The 21275-nt window shown below is 63.4% G+C and carries 16 protein-coding genes and 1 pseudogene; 12 read left to right on the top strand and 5 right to left on the bottom strand.

Annotated features, from left to right (window positions below; all coding sequences use genetic code 11):
* Window positions 1–149 precede the first annotated feature (149 nt).
* Together alaS and Q363_RS08780 are read left to right on the top strand one after the other, a co-directional pair.
* Entirely contained in the window at window positions 150–2831 is a 2682-nt protein-coding gene (alaS, locus tag Q363_RS08785) for an alanine--tRNA ligase (protein WP_035349418.1), read from the top strand.
* 294 nt (window positions 2832–3125) lie between these two features.
* Window positions 3126–5315, top strand: a complete 2190-nt coding sequence (locus tag Q363_RS08780) for an N-acetylmuramoyl-L-alanine amidase (RefSeq protein WP_425387649.1) — start codon at window positions 3126–3128, stop codon at window positions 5313–5315.
* 92 nt (window positions 5316–5407) lie between these two features.
* Here Q363_RS08780 and Q363_RS43860 read toward each other — a convergent pair.
* Window positions 5408–6151, bottom strand: a pseudogene (locus Q363_RS43860) (S41 family peptidase); the annotation flags it as partial.
* A 126-nt stretch (window positions 6152–6277) separates the two neighbouring features.
* Here Q363_RS43860 and Q363_RS08775 point away from each other — a divergent pair.
* Entirely contained in the window at window positions 6278–6580 is a 303-nt protein-coding gene (locus tag Q363_RS08775) for a hypothetical protein (protein ID WP_035349416.1), read from the top strand.
* A gap of 438 nt (window positions 6581–7018) precedes the next feature.
* Here Q363_RS08775 and Q363_RS08770 read toward each other — a convergent pair whose 3' ends face one another.
* Both Q363_RS08770 and Q363_RS35930 read right to left on the bottom strand, forming a co-directional pair.
* The gene (locus tag Q363_RS08770; RefSeq protein WP_035349414.1) at window positions 7019–7519 is read right to left on the bottom strand and encodes a hypothetical protein; all 501 of its coding nucleotides are present in this window, start codon (window positions 7517–7519) and stop codon (window positions 7019–7021) included.
* 66 nt (window positions 7520–7585) lie between these two features.
* Window positions 7586–9175 carry an RDD family protein gene (locus Q363_RS35930; protein ID WP_051978570.1) on the bottom strand — a complete coding sequence of 530 codons (1590 nt, stop codon included), beginning with the start codon at window positions 9173–9175 and terminating at the stop codon, window positions 7586–7588.
* Window positions 9176–9389: 214 nt separating this feature from the next.
* Between Q363_RS35930 and Q363_RS08760 the strand changes: the two genes are divergently transcribed.
* The 4 genes from Q363_RS08760 to Q363_RS08745 all read left to right on the top strand — a co-directional run bounded on the left by Q363_RS08760 (window position 9390) and on the right by Q363_RS08745 (window position 15270).
* Window positions 9390–11954, top strand: coding sequence for an LPS-assembly protein LptD (locus Q363_RS08760; RefSeq protein ID WP_245632119.1), 2565 nt, complete (start codon window positions 9390–9392; stop codon window positions 11952–11954).
* A 62-nt stretch (window positions 11955–12016) separates the two neighbouring features.
* Window positions 12017–13036, top strand: coding sequence for a DsbA family protein (locus Q363_RS08755; protein ID WP_084080148.1), 1020 nt, complete (start codon window positions 12017–12019; stop codon window positions 13034–13036).
* A gap of 26 nt (window positions 13037–13062) precedes the next feature.
* A complete protein-coding gene (locus Q363_RS08750) occupies window positions 13063–14160 on the top strand; it encodes a SurA N-terminal domain-containing protein (protein WP_084080147.1) in 1098 nt (365 codons plus the stop codon).
* A gap of 111 nt (window positions 14161–14271) precedes the next feature.
* Window positions 14272–15270: a Gfo/Idh/MocA family protein gene (locus tag Q363_RS08745; RefSeq protein WP_035349413.1), complete on the top strand. Its 999-nt coding sequence runs from the start codon at window positions 14272–14274 to the stop codon at window positions 15268–15270.
* A gap of 10 nt (window positions 15271–15280) precedes the next feature.
* Here Q363_RS08745 and Q363_RS08740 read toward each other — a convergent pair whose 3' ends face one another.
* Window positions 15281–16513 (bottom strand): DUF5715 family protein, encoded by a 1233-nt coding sequence (locus tag Q363_RS08740; RefSeq protein WP_035349412.1) that lies wholly within the window; start codon window positions 16511–16513, stop codon window positions 15281–15283.
* Window positions 16514–16627: 114 nt separating this feature from the next.
* On the opposite strand from Q363_RS08740, the gene Q363_RS08735 reads away from it, so the two are divergent.
* Both Q363_RS08735 and Q363_RS08730 read left to right on the top strand, forming a co-directional pair.
* The gene (locus Q363_RS08735; protein WP_035349411.1) at window positions 16628–17047 is read left to right on the top strand and encodes a c-type cytochrome domain-containing protein; all 420 of its coding nucleotides are present in this window, start codon (window positions 16628–16630) and stop codon (window positions 17045–17047) included.
* Between the two features lie 80 nt (window positions 17048–17127).
* Window positions 17128–17418 carry a PGPGW domain-containing protein gene (locus Q363_RS08730; RefSeq protein WP_084080146.1) on the top strand — a complete coding sequence of 97 codons (291 nt, stop codon included), beginning with the start codon at window positions 17128–17130 and terminating at the stop codon, window positions 17416–17418.
* On the opposite strand, the gene Q363_RS08725 is transcribed toward Q363_RS08730, so the two are convergent.
* Window positions 17415–18236 (bottom strand): CHAD domain-containing protein, encoded by an 822-nt coding sequence (locus Q363_RS08725; RefSeq protein ID WP_035349408.1) that lies wholly within the window; start codon window positions 18234–18236, stop codon window positions 17415–17417. The two genes, Q363_RS08730 and Q363_RS08725, sit on opposite strands and share 4 nt — an antisense overlap.
* Window positions 18237–18375: 139 nt before the next feature.
* Here Q363_RS08725 and Q363_RS08720 point away from each other — a divergent pair, with 139 nt between their 5' ends.
* From Q363_RS08720 to Q363_RS08715, 3 genes are all read left to right on the top strand, one after another.
* Window positions 18376–20208 (top strand): tetratricopeptide repeat protein, encoded by a 1833-nt coding sequence (locus Q363_RS08720; protein WP_084080145.1) that lies wholly within the window; start codon window positions 18376–18378, stop codon window positions 20206–20208.
* A gap of 97 nt (window positions 20209–20305) precedes the next feature.
* Window positions 20306–20539 carry a hypothetical protein gene (locus Q363_RS40320; protein ID WP_157466657.1) on the top strand — a complete coding sequence of 78 codons (234 nt, stop codon included), beginning with the start codon at window positions 20306–20308 and terminating at the stop codon, window positions 20537–20539.
* Window positions 20540–20615: 76 nt separating this feature from the next.
* Window positions 20616–21266 carry an LPS-assembly lipoprotein LptE gene (locus Q363_RS08715; RefSeq protein WP_035349405.1) on the top strand — a complete coding sequence of 217 codons (651 nt, stop codon included), beginning with the start codon at window positions 20616–20618 and terminating at the stop codon, window positions 21264–21266.
* Window positions 21267–21275: the final 9 nt, after the last annotated feature.

The raw sequence follows: 21275 nt of genomic DNA, 5'->3' as shown, positions 1-21275 counted from the left end.
TGTTGTCAAGGCGAAGCCTGGAACCGGGATTTGCTTCATAAACCTCACCGTACGGGGCAGAGGTGCGCGATTTTGGTGTGCCAATGAGAAGGTTTTAGGCGATCGCGTGAGACGGGTCTCGCTGCGTGGCGCTGATAGACTTAAAAGTTATGAACTACAGGTCAGGCAGCCAGATTCGGGAAGATTTTCTGCGGTTTTTTGAAGGTAAAGAGCACCGCCGTGTGCACTCGTCATCGCTGGTTCCGGCGAACGATCCTACGCTGCTGTTTACCAATGCGGGAATGAACCAGTTCAAGGACGTCTTCCTGGGCCTGGAGAAGCGCGACTACTCGCGCGCGGCGAGCTCGCAGAAGTGCGTGCGTGCGGGCGGCAAGCACAATGACCTGGAGAATGTGGGGTTTACGCGGCGTCATCATACGTTCTTCGAGATGCTGGGGAACTTCAGCTTCGGCGACTACTTCAAGAAGGACGCGATTGCGTATGCGTGGGAGTTGCTGACCTCGAAGGAGTGGTTCGGGATCGACCCCTCGCGGCTGTACTGCACGATCTTTGAAGGAGATGAGTCGGTTCCGCGCGATGCGGAGGCGTATCAGTACTGGCTGGATGTGGGCGTGCCTGCGGAGCGCATCTTCGAGCTGGGCGCGAAGGACAACTTCTGGGCGATGGGCGACACGGGGCCGTGCGGGCCTTGCAGCGAGATCTACTACGACCTGGGGGTTGAGGCGGGCGAGGATCCTTCGGTCGATCGGCCGTTTGGCGAGGATGAGCAGCGCCACGTGGAGATATGGAACCTGGTGTTCATGCAGTTCGATCGCACGGTGACGCCGGGCGGGCCGCTGCTGACTCCGCTGCCGAAGCCTTCGATCGATACGGGCATGGGGCTGGAGCGCATTGCGTGCGTGCTGCAGGGAGTGCTGTCGAACTTCGAGACGGATCTGTTCACGCCGCTGATCAAGCGCGCCGAGCAGCTGACGGGGCACAAAGTTGAGCCGGATCACGAGATCGATGCGCGGTCGCAGGCGAGCCTGCGGATCATCGCGGATCACTCGCGGGCGGCGACGTTTCTGATCTCCGATGGCGTGCTGCCGGCGAATGAAGGACGCGGATATGTTCTGCGCAAAATCATGCGGCGCGGGATTCGGCACGGGAGGCTGCTGGGGCAGGAGAAGCCCTTCATGCACGAGATGGTCTACGCGGTGCGCGATGAGATGAGCGCGGCGTATCCGGAGCTGAAGGAGTCAGCCGATCGCGTGGCGAAGGTGGTGCTGGCGGAGGAGCAGCAGTTTGCACGCACGTTGGAGCTTGGCCTGCGGCAGATGAACGAGGAGACATTGCGCTCGGGCGCGGCGGCGTTCCGGCTGTACGAGACGTTCGGTATGCCGCTCGACTTTATGGTCGATGCTGCGCGTGATGCGGGCATCGCGTTTGACATGGCGGGATTTGAGAAGGCCAAGGAAGAGGAACAGGCGCGGGCGCGGGCTTCGTGGAAGGGCGGGTCGCAGAAGACGGCGGCTCCGGTGTATCGCGAGCTGGCGAAGACGGAGTTTGAGGGCTACTCGGCGCTGAAGGTTGAGGGGGCGAAGGTGCTGGCGCTGGTGAAGGACGGCGTGGGGGTGCCGGAGCTGAAGGCCGGGGAGCAGGGCGAGGTCGTGCTGGATGCGACGAGCTTCTATGCGGACTCGGGCGGTCAGGTGGGCGATATCGGCTGGCTGTACTCGGACGATCACAACACGGTCGTGGCCGATGTGCTGGGCGCGACCAGGCCGGTGCAGGGAGTGTTTGCGCACAAGGTGAAGTCGCGCGAGACGATTGCTGTCGGCGATACCGTGGACACGGTGGTGAATGCGGAGAACCGGCACGCGACGGAGAGGAATCACACGGGAACGCACCTGCTGCATGCGGCGCTGCGCGAGGTGCTGGGCAAGCATGTGAAGCAGGCAGGGTCGCTGAACGATGCGACGCGGCTGCGCTTCGACTTCTCGCACTTTACTGGCGTGGCCGAGGAGGAGATGCAGCAGATCGAGGACATCGTGAACGAACAGGTGCTCCGGAACACGAAGGTCGAGACGCTGGTGGATGTGCCGATCGACGTGGCGGTGAACGAGCTGGGCGCGATGGCGCTGTTCGGCGAGAAGTATGGCGAGCGCGTGCGCGTGGTGAAGATTGGGGACTTCTCGACGGAGCTTTGCGGCGGCACGCACACGGCGGCGACGGGAGAGATTGGTCTGCTGAAGCTGGTAGGCGAGGGGTCGGTCTCGAGCGGCATACGGCGTGTGGAGGCGGTGAGCGGGACGGGCGCACTGAGCGAGTTCCGCAGGGACTTCGATGTGGCGCGTGTTGTGGGGCAGATGGTTGGGGCGAGTGATGTGGCTCCGGCGGATGCGCTGCGGCAGAGGATCGCCGCGCAGGAAGAGGAGATGAAGAAGCTGCGGCGGGAGCTGGAGCAGGTGCGGATGAAGTCGGCCTCGGCTGCGGTGGCGGATGCTGCTTCGTCGGCCATCGAGGTCAAGGGCGTGAAGGTGCTGGCGCAGAGGGTCGACGCGCTGGACAAGAGCCAGATGCGAAACCTCGTTGATGAGCTGCGTGGCAAGCTTGGCTCGGGTGTTGTGGTGCTGGGCGCGGCGAACGAGGGCAAGGTTTCGCTGATTGTCGGTGTGACGAAGGACCTGACCGGTAAGGTGCAGGCAGGCAGGATCGTCGGGCAGGTGGCGGCGCTGGTTGGAGGCAAGGGCGGCGGACGGCCGGATCTTGCGGAGGCGGGTGGGAGCGATGCCGGTGCTCTGGATGGTGCGCTGGGGAAGGCTGCTTCGGTGGTCGAAGGGTTGCTGTAAGGGGGTCGAGAGTCGTCATAGACCGTGGAACGGAGAGGCCTGCTCTCTCCGTTTTGCTTTGGGATTCATAAAATCGTTGGCACCATGTGGGGGTATCGCGGGGAGTACCGGGCGAGTTTTCACAGGGTTGCGGGGTGGGTGGGGCTCTTAAACTGGCGGTGTATGGTTGTGTGCAACCGACTGCGAGGTCTCGGGGCTTGGTGCGCCTTCTGCGCGGTCGGGTTGGTCTGTACGGCTGCGGGGGCGGCTACTCCTTCGAGGCCAAAGGGATCGGGCCAGAAGCATGTGATGGAGATGTCGCCGTGGGAGCAGGCGACGCGCGGGCGCGAGGTGCTGGAGGCGATCCCGAACGCCAGCCGGACGAAGGCTGACTACGCGAAAGCGCTCGACGGGTATCGCGCGATCTATCATGACGAGCCGCAGAGCAGGTATGCGGCCGCGGCGGTGAATGCTGTGGCGGAGCTGCTTGCCGAGCAGGGCCGCGATCTTGGCGATGCGAAGAATCTGAAGGCTGCGGTGGGGCAGTATGAGTTTCTGCGGACGCAGTATCCGGGTAGCTCGCTGCGCGTGGGCGCTCTGCTGGCCGAGGGGCAGATCTACGAGAATGACCTCCACGATGCGGCTGCGGCGAGGGCGATGTATTCGCAGCTGGTGAAGCAGTATCCGCGCAGCTCGCAAGCTGAGGAGGCGCGGGCGGGGCTGTCGTCGCTCGAGCAGGCTCCGAAGCAGCAGGGTGTAGCGAGTAAAGAGAAGACAGCAGCTATATCCAGAGAGACTCTTACATCCAGAGAGACTCTTACGGCGCGGGCTGCCTCCGATGCGCCTGCCACGCAGCCCGCGCCTGTCACGCAGCCTGCGCGTCCTGCGAGCGGGAGTGCTCTTGCTCCGATGCCGACGACCGGGGGGGATGGGGGCGCGGAGCGGCGAGGGACGGCGGCGCCAGTGGACGCGGGCCTGGAGGATGATGCGCAGGCGGCTGCTCCTGCTGATGGTCAGAGGACGGCGCATGTTGCGAAGGCGGCGTCAGGCAGGCGTCCGGGCGCGCTGGCGAAGGTGACGGGGATTCGTCACTGGTCGACGCCGAACTATACGCGCGTGGCGATCGACCTGGGCGACGATGTGACGTACGAGGCGGCGCGGGTTCCGAATCCTGACCGCATCTACTTCGACCTGCATGGGACGCGGCTGGCGCAGGAGCTTGTGGGCAGGAGCTTCACGGTTACGGACGATGGGTTTCTGAAGCGGATTCGCGCGGCGCAGTTCTCGAACGACATGACGCGCGTGGTACTGGATGTGAATGATGTTACGGAGTACTCGGCGTTTCTGCTGCCGAATCCTTATCGGCTGATTATTGATATACACGGCGGGCCGAGTTCGCAGCAGCAGGTTGCCGGCGCGGGGCAGAGGGAGGTGCCGGAGGCTCCGGCGCCGCGGGCGTCGGCGGAGTCGAAGCCCTCGAGCCGGCCGGTTCCGAATACGGTGGCGACGAGAAGCGCGGGCTCGGCGAGTGAGGTTGCGGCGGTGAGCGATCAGCCGGGGAAGGTGGAGGCGACGAGCGTTCCGACCTCGCAGCCGATTGCTGCTGTGGTTCCTTCGGCGAAGGGCAGTGATTCTGGAGCGAAGGACGCTGATTCTGTTGCAAGCACTTCGCCTGCTTCTTCTTCTGCTTCTTCTTCGCGGAAGTCGCGGAAGGAGAAGGCGGATTCGGCGGCTCCGGCGCGGGCGGCGGTGCCTACGGCGGATGGGCAGACTTCGCTGGTGCGTGCGTTGGGGCTGAAGATCGGGCGCATCGTGATCGATGCAGGGCATGGCGGGCATGACTCGGGCACGATCGGCGTTGACGGCATCGAGGAGAAGGACGTGGTGCTCGACGTGGCGCTGCGGCTGGGCAAGATGCTGCACGAGCGGCTGGGCGCGGAGATCATCTATACGCGTTCGGACAACACGTTTATTCCGCTCGAGACCAGGACGGCGATTGCGAACAAGGCTCAGGCGGATCTGTTTCTTTCGATTCATGCGAACTCGTCGAACGATCCGACGGCTCGGGGGGTGGAGACGTACTACCTGAACTTTACCTCGCAGCCGGATGCGCTGGAGGTGGCGGCGCGCGAGAACGCGGTGAGCGATCAATCGGTCTATCAGTTGAGCGATCTGGTGAAGAAGATCGCGCTGAAGGAGAAGATCGACGAGTCGCGCGAGTTCGCGATGGACGTCGAGACGAGCCTGTTCGCGGGGCTTCAGCGAGGAAATGCCGGGCTGAAGAACCGCGGGGTGAAGAAGGCTCCGTTCGTGGTGCTGATCGGGGCGAATATGCCTTCGATCCTTGCGGAGATCTCGTTTGTGACGAACCCGAAGGACGCCAGGCAGCTTAGCCAGCCGGAGTACCGGGAGCGGGTGGCGGAGAGCCTGTATAAGGGCGTCGCGAAGTACGAAGAGGGACTGAGCGCGACGAAGGGTCCGATGGAGCGGGCCAGCACGAAGTAGCATTTTCCGCTTTCGATTATGCGCACTGCTGTCTCCAGGACCTCGTCGCGGCGTTGCGCGATGCCCTGAATCGTGGGGTGGACGACGATGTCGGGCACGATGCCGATGCGCTGGGTTGGGCGATGGACGGGATAAAAGATTCCGAGGCCGCTGATCATGGTGCTGAGTCCTCCGGGAAGCGGGATTGAGGAGACGTCTCCGTCGGCTCCGGCGGTGGTGCTGCCGACGATCGTTGCGTTGGGCATAGCTCGCAGGGCCATGGCGGTGTATTCGGACTGGCTGATGGAGGTCTGGTCGACGAGGATGACGATCTTGCCTTTGTAGTGAATGGGGCCGGGCTCGATGACGGAGCCGTCTTCAAAGTGGAAGGCGCCGGGATTTGCGAGGTCTGCCCGGGTCAAGCTGGCGAAGGGCGTGGGGTTGGTGGCGAGATAGGCGCCCATGGCGAAGGGCATGAATGCGGAGGGGTAGTTGCGGATGTCGACGATGAGTCCGCGGGTATCGATGGCCTTTGCGAAGTAGTCAGGCAGGTCGCCGGCTTTGATGCTGGAGAGCTTGATATAGGCGACGCTGGGCGAAAGAAGACGAAAGGTGTCTCCGGGCAGATCGTGGGTCGAGGATGCTGGGTTGAACTGGGTGCGGCTCGCGGAGATCTTCAGGAGCGCGCCCGCGCGGGTGATTTCGAGGGAGACGATGCCGCAGGCGCCGCGTGTGAGGAAGCGGGCAAGGTCACGCTGACGCGCGGCGTCATTGGAGTCGGCATAGTAGCGGGCGATGTTTTCAATGAGAGCCGCCGTGGAGACTCCGTCGAGGGAGTTGAGGATGTCTCCCGGCATAAGCTGACTGCTGTTGGCGGGATCGGTTCGATAGACGACAGCTTTGTCATCGACAAAGCGCAGATCGACGGGCAGGGCGCAGTCTCCCGTGGGCGGACGAACGGAGAGCGAGCTCCAGAGATTGGCGTGGGTGTCGTTGGCCTTGGCAACGAGCTCGAAGAGGGTGAGCTGATAGGAGTCCTTGTTGTTGGCAAGGGCTATCTTCGGGATGAACCCGGCGAGGGTGGCCTCCCAGTCCTGACCGGCGACGGAGCGATACGGCGCCCAGTACTGAAGGATGTTCCACCAGCGGAAGAGAGCCAGAAGCTGGTAGCCGGAGTCGGGGAGTTTGATCTGCGGGTAGGCAGGTTCGTGATCGAAGGACGGATTGTCAACGCTGGCAACCAGAGAGACAAAGAACTGTTTGCCGGTTCGATTGGCATAGATTGACTCGAGGCGTTGGCTTAGGGGCGCGCCGAGTGAAGTGTGGTCGTGAATCCAGCTGAGGTCCGGCTTTAGATCGAACTCCCCCGAAGGAGCAGAGGCGCAGGGATTGCAGTTGGGTATAGGAGCAAGCCTGTCGATCCAGGCGAGGATTGCATCGTTGGCCTGTTTGCGATCGGGTGCGGCGAGGACGGCGGGCAGGACGCGGAAGCGGTCGTAATCCCAGTGGCGCTGGCCGGAGATGACGGCGGGATGGTGGTACTTGAGGAATCCCCAAACGCGCGCGAGCGTGACCAGATTCGAGATCTGCGTGGGGGAGAGAGTGGTGAGAGCGATTCGGGAGCCGGAGTCGAACTCGTGGTCGGCGGGGAGGCTGATGCGAGGCGGGGCAGCGGGAGCCTGGGCGATGGGCTTGCCGTCGACAAGGAGCTCGAGATCGTCGGCCTACAGCGTGCCGGAGCCGGAGAGGAGGACTCCGAAGTAGAGTTGCTGGGCCTTGGGATTGAGGGGGAGCGTGATGTGGTACTGCGCCCAGTCGCTGGTGCCCTTGACCTGCTGGGACTGCATGTTCTCAAGCGACAGGCTTTGACCGTCGGCGTCCTGGCGGAGCCAGAGGCCAGTGTAGTTTGTAACGTCCTTGAGGCGCAGGTAGCCGCGAAGCTCAACGGAGGTTCCCTGGAAGTCGATGGGCAGAGATCGCGTGATAACGGAGAAGCTGGAGGACTGCGGGTTGAGCTGGAGGCGCGCGGACGAGCGTCCACTATGAGCGATTTCGTTGTCGATCTGGCCGGACTCTTGAGGGTATGTGCGCCAGCCGGTGAGCGCGGGTCCCGTTTGATCTTCGAATCCGAGCGATTGTTGGAGGGTGGCGCGTGGCTGGGGCGATTGTGCCGGTGAGGAGGTCACGGCGAGGGTAAGGAAGATCGCGACGAAGCGAATTTTCATGAACGACGAATGGCCTCAGCGAAGACCTGATCATGGTATCAACTGAACTGGATTGGCCTGGCTATTTCAGTAGCTGCGCTGATACATGCGGGAGATGCGGTCGTGCCAGCCGAGGCGGTCTTCGTCGAGGAATGACCAGAGGAGGCCGAGGCCGAAGGGGGCGGCGGAGAGCATGAGGGCGAAGATGCGGCGGCGCATGGCCTGGCGGGTCGGGTTGTTGTCGGAGAAGGTACAGAGGCCGATGCGGGCGTAGCGCATTCCCGGGGTGGCGTCGGAGAAGGTAAAGAAGACGTAATGGTAGAGGACTCCGAGCAGGACGATGATGCCGGCGCCGGAGAGGGCCGCGGTCTGCAGGCTCATGTGAAGGCCTTCGGGGACGAAGTGTGAGATGGCGAGCACGAAGACCGCGCTGAAGACGAGGAAGCCGGCGAGGACGGCTAGGGTGTCGACTGCGGCGGACATGAGGCGCAGTTCGAGCGGAGCGACGTGGAAGGGGACGGCGTAGAGGTGCCGGGTCTCGGGGGTGGGGTAGAGGTGTTGGGCGGCGTCGGGTGAGGCGGCCGGGGCGTACTCGGCGGGCTGGTGCTCAGGAGCGTAGACGTGTGGGGTGGCCGGGTAGGCGTGGGTGGAGTAGTAGCCGTGGGCTGCGGGCTCGGCGTGGAGCGGGCGGGGGTGGGCGTCGAGGAGGATGGAGGTCCACTCGGGGGCGGAGGCGTCGGAGGCGGGGGCGGAGGAGATCTGCTCGGCCTCGACCTCGAAGATGCGGAGCTGGGAGGGGTCGTGGTGCTGCTCGGCCTCTTCGCGGAGGGGCCCTTCGGCGAGGCGGGGGCGGGCGCGACGGGAGGCGACGAGCTGGCGGGGGAACTCGATGAGGTTGGCGGGGATCCCGACGGGAGGCTCGACGGGCTCGAAGACGGGGGCCTGGCGGAAGGCGATCTCCTCGTCGAGGGAGAGGGTCTCTTCAGGGTTGGTGGGCGAGGTGGTCAGGGGCTCTTCGATGGGCTGGTGGGCGGCGGAGGTGCGGCGGGCGCGGCGCGCGGCGGGGTCGGGTGCGGGGAGGCGGATTTCGGAGGCGAGACGGACGGTGAGGTCGGCGGGGGAGAAGGTGGGTTCGGGGGTGAGGTTGAGCTGGGCGGTGGCGGGGATGACGGTGGCGATGCGGGCAAGATGCGGGGGTTCTTCGGTCGACCCGCCCGATGGGTGGGTCTCCCTCAGAATGACGGAGGCTGGGGCTGTCTCGACGGGGTGCGGACTGTCGGCGGCGTAGCCGTCGAGTTCGGCGAGGAGGTCGTACTGGACCTGGGCCAGGGCCTGGGCGTTGCGCTGGGCGATCTCGGCGGCGGCTTCGGCCTGGCGGGCGGCGGCTTCAGCCTCGCGGACGGCTCGCTCGGCCTCTTCGGCGAGGAAGTCGCGGTAGCTCTTGGAGTGGGCGTAGCGCTCGGCGACGGCGGCTGCTATGCGTGAGGTTCGGGCGAGAGGTGTGGAGGCAGAGGTGTGCGCGGCGGCGTCGGGGGAGGCTCCGGCGCGTCGGGCGCGGTGCGCGGCCAGGCGCTCGGCGACCTGTTGCTTGAGGACGAAGGGCTCGAGGGGAGTGGTCTCGACGGCGGCTGCTGTGGAGGCTTCGTCCAGTGGGTGAATCTTTCGCTCGGCGCTCATGGTGCTTTGAAAACCTCAGACCCGCTCGGGGTGAAATTCGGTTAGCCTCAATAGAGTGGTGGTACGTCTGACACGTTTCGATCCAAAGGAACCGGATGCAAGGGCCCAGGGGCTGTGCCAGGCCGAGGGTCGTGCCTTTGAAGGCGGCGACGGGGCTGGCGTTCGCAGAGGCCGGGGGCGGTGGAGCCGACGGATCCTGCGAAGTGTTTACCTTTTGACAACTATCACGCTGGGGGCGGCGAGTCATCCACAGTTGCGGGCTCAGGAGGTGTCGAATCAGGCACCTGCGGCGAGCGGGGGCCAGTCTTCGAGCCTGGCGCAGCCTTCGAGCTCGGCGGAGCTTCCGGCGGGGCCGGAGGAGACGGCGCGGCGGTATCCGGATGCGATTGTGGAGCCTGCGCAGGACGATGGGTCGACGGTGGTGATCGAGAGCTCGGGCCCGCAGGCGAAGACGGGGTCGAAGTACACGCTGGATGGGGACGTGGTGATCACGTACAAGGACCGCAAGGTGGAGGCGGACCACATCGACTACGACGCGGAGACGGGCGACCTGAATGCGAGCGGGCATTTGAAGGTGACGGGCGGGGAGAACAACGAGAGCATCTCGGCCAGCCACGGGACGATGAATCTGAAGACGGAGACGGGGCGGTTCTTTGACGTGTCGGGCTCGGTGGGGCTGAGGTCCTCGGGGCTGAAGGCGGCGGGGCGGAGGCCGGTGTACGACAACGGGCAGCCGTTTCTGTTCGAGGGCAAGGTGGTGGTGAAGACGGGGCCGAAGGAGTACGACGTGTATGGGGGATCGGTGACGTCGTGTCAGCTTCCGCATCCGGACTGGCAGCTGTTTGCGGGGAAGTTCAGCGTGACGGAGGAGAAGGCGACGGCGCGGAATACGGTGTTTCGCGTGATGGACATTCCGCTGGTGTATCTGCCGTATGTGTCGCACCCGGTGGGGGACGAGCAGCGGCAGACGGGGTTCATGATTCCGGTGATCGGGCAATCGTCCACGAAGGGACTGGTGCTGGGCGAGCAGATTTATGTAGTGCTGGGCCGAAGCACGGACATGACGGTGGGGGCGGAGTATTTTTCGAAGCGCGGATGGCAGCAGTCGGCGACGTTGCGGTACCGGGGGCTGGGGAACGACTTTGCGCTGGCGCACTACAACGGGCTGCAGGACCGCGGGTTTTATTCGGGCGGGCAGTATGTGAACCAGGGCGGAGAGGACGTGGTGTTCTCGGGGCGTCATGACTGGACGAGCCAGACGCGGGTAGTGGCGGATGTGGAGTATCTGAGCTCGTATCCGTACCGCGAGGCGTTTACGGAGAACTTCAACCAGGCGGTGTCGAGCGACATTCTGTCGGAGGCGTATGCGGTGCACCAGACGGATGGGTACTCGTGGGCGCTGCGCGCGGATCGCTACCAGGGGCTGAAGCAGGCGGCGACACCGACGACGGCTGAGCAGCAGATCCGCATCTTTCATGCGCCGTCGCTGGATCTGGCGACAACGGAGCACAGGCTGGGGGATGCGAGCGCTCTGTGGAGCGTCCAGAGCACGGCGGCGGGATTGAAGCGTGTGCAGCCGGACTTTTCGACGACGGGGCTGACGGAGCGGTTCGATCTGAGGCCGGAGATTGCGCTGCCACTGAACGCGGGAGGGTGGAGGTTCCGGTCGTCGCTGGCGCTGCGGGAGACGATCTACTCGCGGAGCCGGGAGCCTTCTCTGTCGCCGGTTCCGGTCGAGAGCGGGGAGGCGGTGAACCGCGCGGACCTAGAGGTTGGAGTGGAGGCGCGGGCTCCGGTGCTGGAGAGGACGTTTCGGTCGCCGCTGGTGGGGAAGCTGTTCGGCGCGGATGCGGTGAAGCATACGATCGAGCCGATGGCGGCGTACCTGTATGTGACCGGCATACACAACTTCAACGAGGTGCTGCGCTTCGACGATGTCGATGTGGTGAGCAACACGAACGAGGTGGAGTACGGGGTGACGCAGCGGCTGTTTCTTCGTCCGAAGAAGAGTGCGCCGTGCGAGACGCCGGATACGGATGCCGCGGCAGGGAGCGGGGCGTGGACGGGCGCGGCGGCTCCGGGCGCGATGGGCGGCGTGGGAGGCAATGTGGCCTCGGATGCGGGCTACACGGCGGCGTCAGGAGGATGCGGCAGCCGGGAGCTTCTGAGCTGGAGAGTGACGCAGAAGTATTTTTTCAATCCGTCCTTCGGCGGGGCGGTGGTGACGGGGAGGAGGAACATCTTCACGACGACGCTGGCGCTTTCGGGGGTGGCGTTTCTGACGGAGCCGAGGGAGATCTCGCCTCTGATCTCGCGGCTGCGGTGGAGGACCTCGGACCACTTCGATGTGGAGTGGGACTGGGACCTGGATACCGGAGCGAAGAAGTTCACGTCGAATAATGTGCTGGTGAACTTTCATGAGGGGAATGTGTTTTCGGGGTTGAGTTATGCGCGGCTGAATGCTCCGGGGCGGTTCAATATTGCGGGCTTCTCGTCGGCGGTCTCGGACTTCAAGCAGCTGAGGGTTCTGCTGGGCTACGGCGGGCCGACGAAGCGCGGGTTTGGAGTGGCGGCGAATGCTGGGCTCGACCTGAACAGTACCCAGGTGCAGTACGGCGCGCTTCAGGTGCAGTACAACTGGGACTGCTGCGGATTGAGCGTGGAGTACCGGAAGTATGAGCTGGGGTCGGTTCGCAACGAGAACGTGTACCGGTTCAACTTTACGCTGGCCAATATCGGGACGGCGGGGAACCTGCGACGGGCGGAGAGGCTGTTTTGAAGCAGGGAGTAGGGAATAGGGTGTAGGGGGTAGAAAGCGGGTTGGGGGCGGGTGGCTGTGGTATGCGTGAGATAATCGGGGGTATTGTGCTGAATGCTGTCCGTCTGCTTCGTCCCTTTGCTTTTTTCCTGATGCTGGCCGCGGCCGGCTGCCACGCCCAGAGCGCTTCGGAGGGCGGAGGGAAGCTGCCGCCGGAGCTGGCGCGAAGGGTGGAGATTCTGATCCGCTCGAAGACCAGTCTGCCGCCGAACTACGACGTGGTGATCGGCCCGCGGGCGCATAGCGACGTTCCGGGCTTCGACGAGATCGTGGTGCTGTTTTCGGCGGAGGGCAAGACGTCGAAGCCGATGACGTTTCTGCTGTCGACCGACGGCAAGACGCTGGCGCAGTTCTCGAAGTTCGACATCAGCAAGGACCCCAAGGAGCTGGTAAGCGCAGAGGGGCGACCGGCGCGCGGAGGCCCGGCGAACGCACCGGTGGTGATCGTGGGGTATGACGACCTGGAGTGCCCGTTCTGCGCGAAGATGCACGCGCAGATATTTCCGGCGCTGACGGAGCGGTACAAGGACCAGGTTCGGATCGTGTATCGCGACTTTCCTCTGGACCAGCATCCGTGGGCGGTGCGCGCGGCGGTGGACGCGAACTGCCTGGCGGCGCAGAGTGCTCCCGGCTACTGGAACCTGGTGGACTACATCCACGCGCACGCGGCGGATATGGGTGGGGCGGAGAAGACACTGGCCAAGGCGAACGAGACGCTGGACACGCTGACAAAAGAAGAGGGCAAGCGTCAGAAGGTAAACGAGGCCGCGCTGAATGCGTGCATCGAGAAGCAGGACGACACGGCGGTGAAGGTGTCGGTCAAGCAGGCGACGGACCTGGGGGTGGACTCGACGCCGGCGCTGTTTATCAACGGCGAGCGGCTGGAGGGCGCGGTTCCGATGGAGTATGTGTACCGTATGATCGACAAGGCGCTTGTGGCGGCCGGGCAGACTCCACCGCCGCCGTCTTCGCCGGCACCGCAGAGCGCTCCCGCAGCCGGGACGCCGGGTCAGCCGGTGCCGCCGGCGGGCAGCCACCAGTGAGAGAAGAACGAGGGGGAAGGTTCGAAGTGAAGAACGTGTCGACTGCGGCAGAGGGTTTGATCTCGACGCGCCGCCTGTTTCGGGCATCACATCCTGCCGTGCTGATCGTGGCTGCCGCCCTGGCGGGCTGCAATCATGCTCACAACGCCGACGTGATGGCCACGGTGAACAGCAAGCCGATCATGAAGGCCGAGATGGACAAGGCGTACCAGGCGCAGCTGGGCGATGCGCAGCAGCAGCAACAGCAGACGCCGACGCGGGAGCAGGCCGATTCGCTACGGCTGAACGTGCTGCGGCAGCTGATCGACGAGGAGATCGTGGAGCAGCGCGCGACGAAGATGAACCTGACCGCGACCAACGAAGAGGTGGACGCGAAGCTGGCCGAGATGAAGGCTCCGTACACCGAGGATCAGTTCAACGAGAAGCTGAAGGCGAGCAACCACACGCTGGACGACGTGAAGCACGACATACGGCGCACGCTGACGATCAACAAGCTTCTGTCGAAGGAGATCGACTCGAAGATCACGGTGACGGACGCGGATGTGGCGAACTACTTCAACGCGCACAAGGCGGAGTTCAACCTGATCGAGACACAGTATCACCTGGCGCAGATTCAGGTGACGAGCGTTCCTTCGGCGCAGCCCGGCAATCTGCAGAACAGCAAGGCGACGAACGACGCCGAGGCGAAGAAGAAGATTCAGGCGCTGAAGAACCGCCTGGACTCGGGCGAGGACTTTGGGGCGCTGGCGATGAACTTCTCCGAGCGTCCAGAGACGTCGTCGAGCGGCGGCGACATCGGGTTTGTCTCGGAGTCGCAGATGAAGGCGGACCCGGCGATCTACACCATGGTGACGAAGCTGAAGGCGGGGCAGATCACCGATATCCTTCCGCTGCTGGACGGGCAGACGAAGAAGCCGGCGGGTTACGCGATCTATAAGCTGATCTCGCGGGAGCCGGCAGGGCAGCGCGAGCTGAGCGATCCTCGGGTGCAGCAGGCGATCCGGCAGCAGCTTCTCAACGGACGTTCGCAGCTGCTGAAGAGCGCGTTCTTCGAGATGCTGCGCGACCAGGCGAAGGTGGAGAACTTCTACGCTGAGCAGATCTTCAAGAACGAAGCGCATTAGTCTTATCAACGAACAACACAGCCGAACTTCCTCCCCGCGGCTGGCCGAGAGCTGTATGCGATCGCTGCCGTAGACTGCATCCCCTAACCGCTTTTTCTGAGGAGACAGTGTATGAACGCACCTGTTCGCTTTGCGATTCTCGGCTTCGGCCATCATGCGGTGCGGCGGCTTCTTCCGGCGTTTGCCCGCTCGGAGAAGACGCAGCTGGTGGGGATGTGGAGGCGCGATCAGAACGCGGCGAAGCAGAACTGCGCGGCGTATCACATCGCGCAGAACTTCCGGACGCTGGAGGAGCTGTGCGGCTCGGCTGAAGTGGATGCGGTGTTTATCACCTCGCCGGATGCGATGCACCGCGCGGACACACTGCTGGCGGTGAAGCACGGCAAGGCGGTGCTATGCGAGAAGCCGGTGGCGATGAACGCCGCCGAGGCTCGCGAGATGGAGGATGCGGCGAAGGCCGCGGGCGTGCTCTACGGGGTGGCGCAGAACTTTCGCTACAACCGCAGCCTGAACTGGATGCGCGAGCAGATTCGCGCGGGGAAGATCGGCAGGCCGCAGCTGGCGGCTGCGGAGTTCGCGTATCCGGCTGAGCTGGCGCCGCGGAAGTGGATCATGGACCCGACGCTGGCGGCGGGCGGCCCGATCGCCGACGTTGGAGTGCACTGCATCGATGCTCTGCGCTATGTTCTGGGCGAGGAGGTGGAGAGCGTGAGCACGCTGGCCACGAAGTCGCGCCCGCAGGACCAGGTGGAGGCGACGGCGTCGCTGCAGATAGAGATGACCGGCGGCGTGATTGGGAACGTGACGGTGAGCGCGCGGGCGCCGTATCGCACATTGATCGAGATCACGGGAAGCGATGGCGTTCTGGTGGCCGAGAACGGCCTGACGGTGGATCGCCCGGTCGACGTTGTGCTGCGGAGAGCGGGCGAGGCGATCGAGACGACGACGCTGGACAACGGGGACGGCTACACGCGGATGCTCGACAGCTTTGCGCTGGCGATGCGCGGGGGTGCAGCGTTTGCCGCGAGTGGAGAGGATGGGGTGCGGAACATGGCCGCGCTCGATGCGGCGTTCCGGAGCTGGAAGACGGGTCGGCGCGAGAAGTTGTGAGTTGCTGGGTTTAGCGGATGGCGGTGGCGAGGGCGGCGGTGCTGCTGTGGGATGTGGCCAGGTCGCGGCTGGGAGCGGGGGTTGAGGGCGTGTACTTTTTGTAGACGCTGATGTGGAAGCAGGCCTGCTGGAACTCCTCTTCGACGTCGATGCGGCCCTGCTGGATGAGAGGAAGAAGATAGCCGCGGAGCCAGGCGATCTCGGTGAGTGAGAGGCCGTGCTTGGCGATGTCGATGGCCTGGCCGGTGAGATGGGGCGAGGCGGTCTCGCCCTCGGCGGGAGCGGCGTTGCCGTTGGTGCGCTGCAGGCGCTGCTGGAACTCGACGGTGCGGACGGCGGAGTTGACCTGAAGCGGGGTGTGGAAGCGTGCGTAGTGGGCGCGGGAGAGCGTGGCGAGGAACTGCGCGGTCCAGGGGCGGCAGTAGCGGCGGTCCGCCGGCAGGCGGTCATCAACGTCGAGCGCCTTGCTGACGGGCAGGGCGACGAGGAGGTGCTGGTTGCGCATGCGGATCAGGTCGGCGTCGTCCTCGATGCGGTCGAGGCCGTCGCGGTCGGCGACGCGATTCTGGCGGACGAGGATCTCGTGCGAGCCCTTGAGTGGCCTGGGGACGATGAGGCGTCCACGCTTGTTGTAAAGCGCGGGAAGGATGACCGGGGTTGCGGCCTCCTCGGAGACGTCGTCGAGCTGCGGTGCGGGCGCGTGGGCGCGCGTTACGCTGACGACGGGCGCGGGTTGGGAGGCGTCTGCGTCTGGCGCGGTGGTGATGGGAGCAGGGGAATCGACGGTGCTGCGGGGTGCGCTGAGGCTGGCCTGGGTGGTGTTGCGGCCGGATGCGCCGGCGGCATCGAGGAAGTCCTGGGAGGTGGCTTTGCGGTGCTCCGGGGTTATGAGGGAGGCAGCGCTGGGAGCGGTCTGCTGGGGCGTGGCCGCGTCGCGTCGCGTGGCCGGCCTGGCCTTCGCGGAACGGGGAGCGGTGTGGACGCGCTGGACGGTGATGCGGTCAGGAGCGTCGTCTGCGGTGCGCTTGCGTGGCTGCTTGCGGTGGCTGTTGCGCGGGGCGCGGGTCACGGAAGCGTCGTCGGCCGACTTCCTGCGGGTGCGCTTTTTGGGCGCGGCGACCGGCGTGGGGGATTTGGGCGCAGCCACGCGATGCGTCGGCCGCGTGGCGGCAGTGAGTGAGGCAGGCCCGAGCAACGAGACAGCGAGAGCCAGGAGGGCTGTGATGGGGGCGTTCAGACGCATCCTGTTTGTGAGAGGCGCGGAACGCCAGAGCAACTTCTACCTTATCGGCAGGTTGTACCCAGTGTAAGTGGCGAGGAGGGTTCCGTATACTCTTCGATTAATAACGGAGGATGGATGAGGAAGATTCTGCTGGGGGTGGGCGTTGCTGCGATGGTGGCTGGGGGTTGGGGGCTGGGAGCGCCGGGGGTAAGGGCGGCTGCGGATGATGAGGCCGCGAAGCCTGAGTTCTACACGACGAAGGTAAAGCCGATCTTTGAAGCGAATTGCTATCGCTGCCACGCGGGGATGAACCATCGCGGTGGGCTGACGCTGTCGACGAAGGCCGGGATGATGAAGGGCGGCAAGGACGGCACGGTCCTGGTCCCCGGCGACTCGTCGGCGAGCCTGCTGGTAAAGCTGATACGGCACGCGGGGCCGGTGAACGACCCGAAGCCGATGCCTCCAAAGGCTAAGCTTACGGACGCAGACGTCGCGACAGTGGAGCGGTGGGTGCGTGCCGGGGCGGTGATGCCGGAGGATGCTCCTCCACAGTAGGGAACCGGGCGGCGGAAGTAGCGGTCCCGTCTCGGAACGAGTCCTCACAACAGATTCAGGTTCCGGGGCGTCTAAGTGGTATGGACCCTATGGATGCTGCGGGGATCGGCTGGGGCGATTTAATGCGAAGGGCCTGTGGCTGGGCCCTGATGGTATTGGGCATCGCGGGATGCGTTCTGCCGGTGATTCCCGGGATTCCGCTCCTGATTGCGGGACTGATCATTCTGGGGCGCGACTATGAGTGGGCACGCAGCGCACTGCACCGCGTGAAGCAGTGGGTGGAGACCCGGCGAAAGGCGAGCGCGAAGCGGGCGGCGGCAGTTGCGCGCTCTCGAGCAGGAGTGAGCGACAAAGGTGTGGGAGAGGCCTAAGCGGCGGCCTCGCGCAGGTGGCGGCGATATACCGTGAGTGCAAGATGGCAGCGGTGGAGGAAGGCTTTGGTCAGGGGCGAAGAGCCGCCGAGCCTGTTGCTTGCGATGTCGGCGAGCACGAGCCAGTCGTGCCAGTGACCGCCCGCCTCCTGGACGGACTCGAATGCGGCGGCGAGCCGGCGCGGCGTCTTGGCGGATTTCGGAGCGTTCTCGGCGATGTAACGCGCCAGTTTGGCGTTTTTGCGCAGGGCGTGGAGATGGTCCGGGTCGTCGGGGTTGCTGTCTGGCTCGGGCGGCGTGTTGTTTGCGAACCAGTCGCGGGCGAGTGTGGTGAGCTGGGAGGGCGAGAGGGCAAGCCTCTGGACGGGCTCGAGGGTTTCGAGCAGCGACTCGAGCAGATTGGCGACATCCGCCTGCCGGCGGCGAAGCTTGCGGAGCAGCTTGTCGGCGGCGGCATCTCTCTGATCTTCCAGTGCTGAGATGAGCTCGGCGGAGTCCCGCTCGAGTGAGGGGGAGGCCTTGTCCGGCGTGATGCTGCGAATGAGGTCGAGTTGCACGTCGAGGTCGCGGACGCGGCCGGCGGCGCGACGAAGCTGCTTGAGAGTTCGCTGGGCCTTGCGCGCGAGCTTGTCGTGCTCCGGAATCTGGGGGAGGAGAGCGAGCATGGCGAACTGTCCTTCGATGCGTCGCGTGGTCGTGCGCAGCCGATGGACGGAGCGAGGCCTGGGGTCGGCGAGGCAGAGGGTGATGGCCGCCTCAAGCGCGGTGACGTGCTCGCGAAGGGTTCGGATTGGGTGCGCCGAAGCCGAGGTCGTCATGGGAGTTGGATGCCCTCCGAGAGATGCGGACTGTTGCTATGGCCCCTGATTGTACGCCCGTCTGCCTGCGCTAAAAGTGAGTGCATCTCTCTGGGGCTTGCTGTCATATTCGGCTTAGTACGGATTGATCACGGATCATATGATTAAGCTTTCTGAGTTCTATGTCCCTTTACGAGCTATTGAAGAAATGCGCCTAAGACCTCCCTCGACATCGTCGCTTCATAAGCACCCAAAAAGAACTTTTCTGCTTCTTTCAGGTGTCCTGGTTCTGTTTCTTTACTGGCGAGCCTTTACGTCTCCATTCATTTACGACGATCTAGATCAGGTTCTTAATAATCCAGATCTTGAATCCTGGAGTCTCCTGGTACAACGTTTTTTTCTGCATCCGGTTGCACTTACAAACTCCTTTTTAGGCTACACAGGCTCAATATATCGCCCACTATTCTGGATTTCTCTGTTCATCGACCGCGCCATGTGGGGACTCCATGCTGGTGGCTTTCACGCAACGAATGTCGCTCTCCACTTTGTAAACGGCAACCTGGCCTTCGCTCTTCTCAGGCGGCTGAAGATGCCTGTCCTTTCAGCCGCTGTCGTGGCTCTGCTGTGGCTCTCGTTGCCGATCGATACGGAAGTCGTGGCATGGATCAGCTCACGATCCTATGCATTGTGCAGTATGTTCATCATGATCTGCCTCCTTTCCGCCTTGAAACGTATCCGCGCAGGAGGATTCATGTGGGGTTTCGCATGCTTTGCAGCCGCTGTTTGTGGCGTCCTCTCACACGAACTCGGGATCGTAATCCTGCCTCTCCTATTTCTGGTCGTACTCATCACAAACCTGCAATATTCAAAGAACTTGCTTGAAACGCTCGGGATCGTTTGCCTTGCTGAGATCAGCGTTGAGGCTTTGCGCTTCGCAATTGGCGTGAAGACCTTCTCCTCAGTTGCTTCGCTCAAGTGGGTAAGTCTTGCGCTCCGGCAATATGTGGTTCTCACGCTCTTTCCGTTGCACATGAGCGTGGAACGTTCCACTACCATTTCCCCAAGCCAGCCATATCGATGGCTGATTGTTGGGATGTTGTGCTTTGCCCTTACGCTTAGTTATGCCGTGCTCCGCCGTCGGAGCAATCCTGCGCTTCTTGGCGGCCTCACATGGTTCGCAATTTGCATCGCGCCTTTTTGCCTGCTCATGAGCTATCAGGGGGTGGCGGAGCGCTTCACCTATCTCGCCTCAATCGGAATCGTCACAGCCGTTATTGCCGTGTGCTCCATTCCAAGTCAGCCACGACTTCGCAATCTCTTGATGATGTTCATAGCGGTCTGGGGCGTATGGAATATTTACAGGACTACGCTGCGGGTGGCAGATTGGTCCGACCCAGTCCGCCTTTACCAGAACTCGTTGCAGGCGACGCCACAAAGTCCATCCGTTCGATACAATCTCGCTTTCTCGCTGCGTGAGCGAGGAGACCTCCATGGAGCGCTTACAGAGTACAACCGCGTACTTCAGGTGGACAGAAATTTCCCTCATGCCTTCGCAAGCCTGGGAGATGTCTACCTACAGCTTGATTTATTCCAGGCTGCCCAGGCGGCGTACAAGCAGGCTCTCGTACAGAATCCGAAAGATATTGCCGTCCTGTTGAACAGTGGGGCAGCTTACCAGGGCGCCGGCGCTTTGAGCGAGGCAGAAACTACATACCAACGGGTGCTACAACTCGATCCGGCCAGTAGTGCAGCCCATGTGAATCTAGGCGTGCTCTACCTCAAAGAGAAAAGATCGAACGACGCTGCACACCAATTTGCATCGGCAATCGATTTGAAGAGCAAAGACCCTGTTCCTTACTATGATCTTGCCATGCTTTTCCAACAGGCAGGTCGCGGGGATCTTGCCCTTGTTCTCTACAAGAAAGTCCTCGAACTGAAGCCGAACGATGAAGACACACTGCAAAATATAAAGACCCTCGGGCAGGCTCATTGAGCTTTGGGTCCTAAGCCCAGGAAAATATTGTTGGGCGACATCTTTGCTATGGTTACAGTCAGTGTTCCCGTTAGATTTCGGCCATGATTGAGGAATATTGTCTGAATCAATTCAAAAAGGCTCTGGAGGCGGCGACGAGCGTGTCTGCGCGGGTGATGGGGCTTGGCGGGAGCGAAGGACGGTCGAGGTTGGGAAATGCGCCGATATGGTTTTGCTGGATGCCGATCCGCTGGCTGACATCCACAACATGAGACGCATCGTAAAGAGTATCGAGGGCGGAGCAGTCTACGATCCCGCTCCGCTGTGGGAGTCGGTTGGGTTCAAGCCTTAGTCGTTCCAAGCCTTAGTACTGTTGCTTTCCTGCCTTGTTCTATTGTTGATCTAGGAGCTTTGGAGCGAGACAACTGATGAAGAATCTCTTTCGTGTATGCGTCGTAGCGGTTTTTGCAGGCCAGTTTGTTCTTGCGCAGACGGCGAGTCACAAGTCGAAGACGGCAGCGAAGCCGGCGGCGGGAGCGGCGGCGTGGACGCCCGACGTGCAGCAGTATCTTGGAGTCCAGCAGGGCAGCTTTACGATGGTGGGGTTGAACCGTCTGTCGAAGGCTCAGCTGGATGCGCTGGTGAATGCGGCGAAGATTGGGACGGCGGGCGATCCGCGCAAGCATCCGCTGACGTGCGGGCCGGCGACGCCGGGGCAGGCGGGGCGTGTGCGGGTTCTGGTGACCGTTGCGGGGGACGATCCGCAGGGGCAGCGGGCGGACGAGATTCGCCAGGCGGTCGGCGCGCTGAGCGGCGTGGACGTGGTGGATGCCGCGGCGAACGCAGACCGCGTGCTGCATGTCGTGATCCAGGAGCAGACGCTGGGGAAGAGGACGATCGGATACACGGCTTCTTACGTCACGGCGACTCCGTGCGTGGATGGAGCGGGCGGAAAGAATGCGGAGGCTGAGCTCAAGGGACAGCTTGGAACGTACACACAGCCGAAGGGGCCGGCTCTGGCTCAGGATCTGGCGAGCATGCTGGATAAGGATGTGCAGCCGCTGCGAGGGTCGCGATAGTTCTGTTGA

The sequence above is a fragment of the Edaphobacter aggregans DSM 19364 genome, from assembly GCF_000745965.1.
GTDB lineage: Bacteria > Acidobacteriota > Terriglobia > Terriglobales > Acidobacteriaceae > Edaphobacter > Edaphobacter aggregans.
The sequence above is the reverse complement of the archived record's forward strand: the minus strand, read 5'-3'. Positions and strand labels throughout refer to the sequence as shown.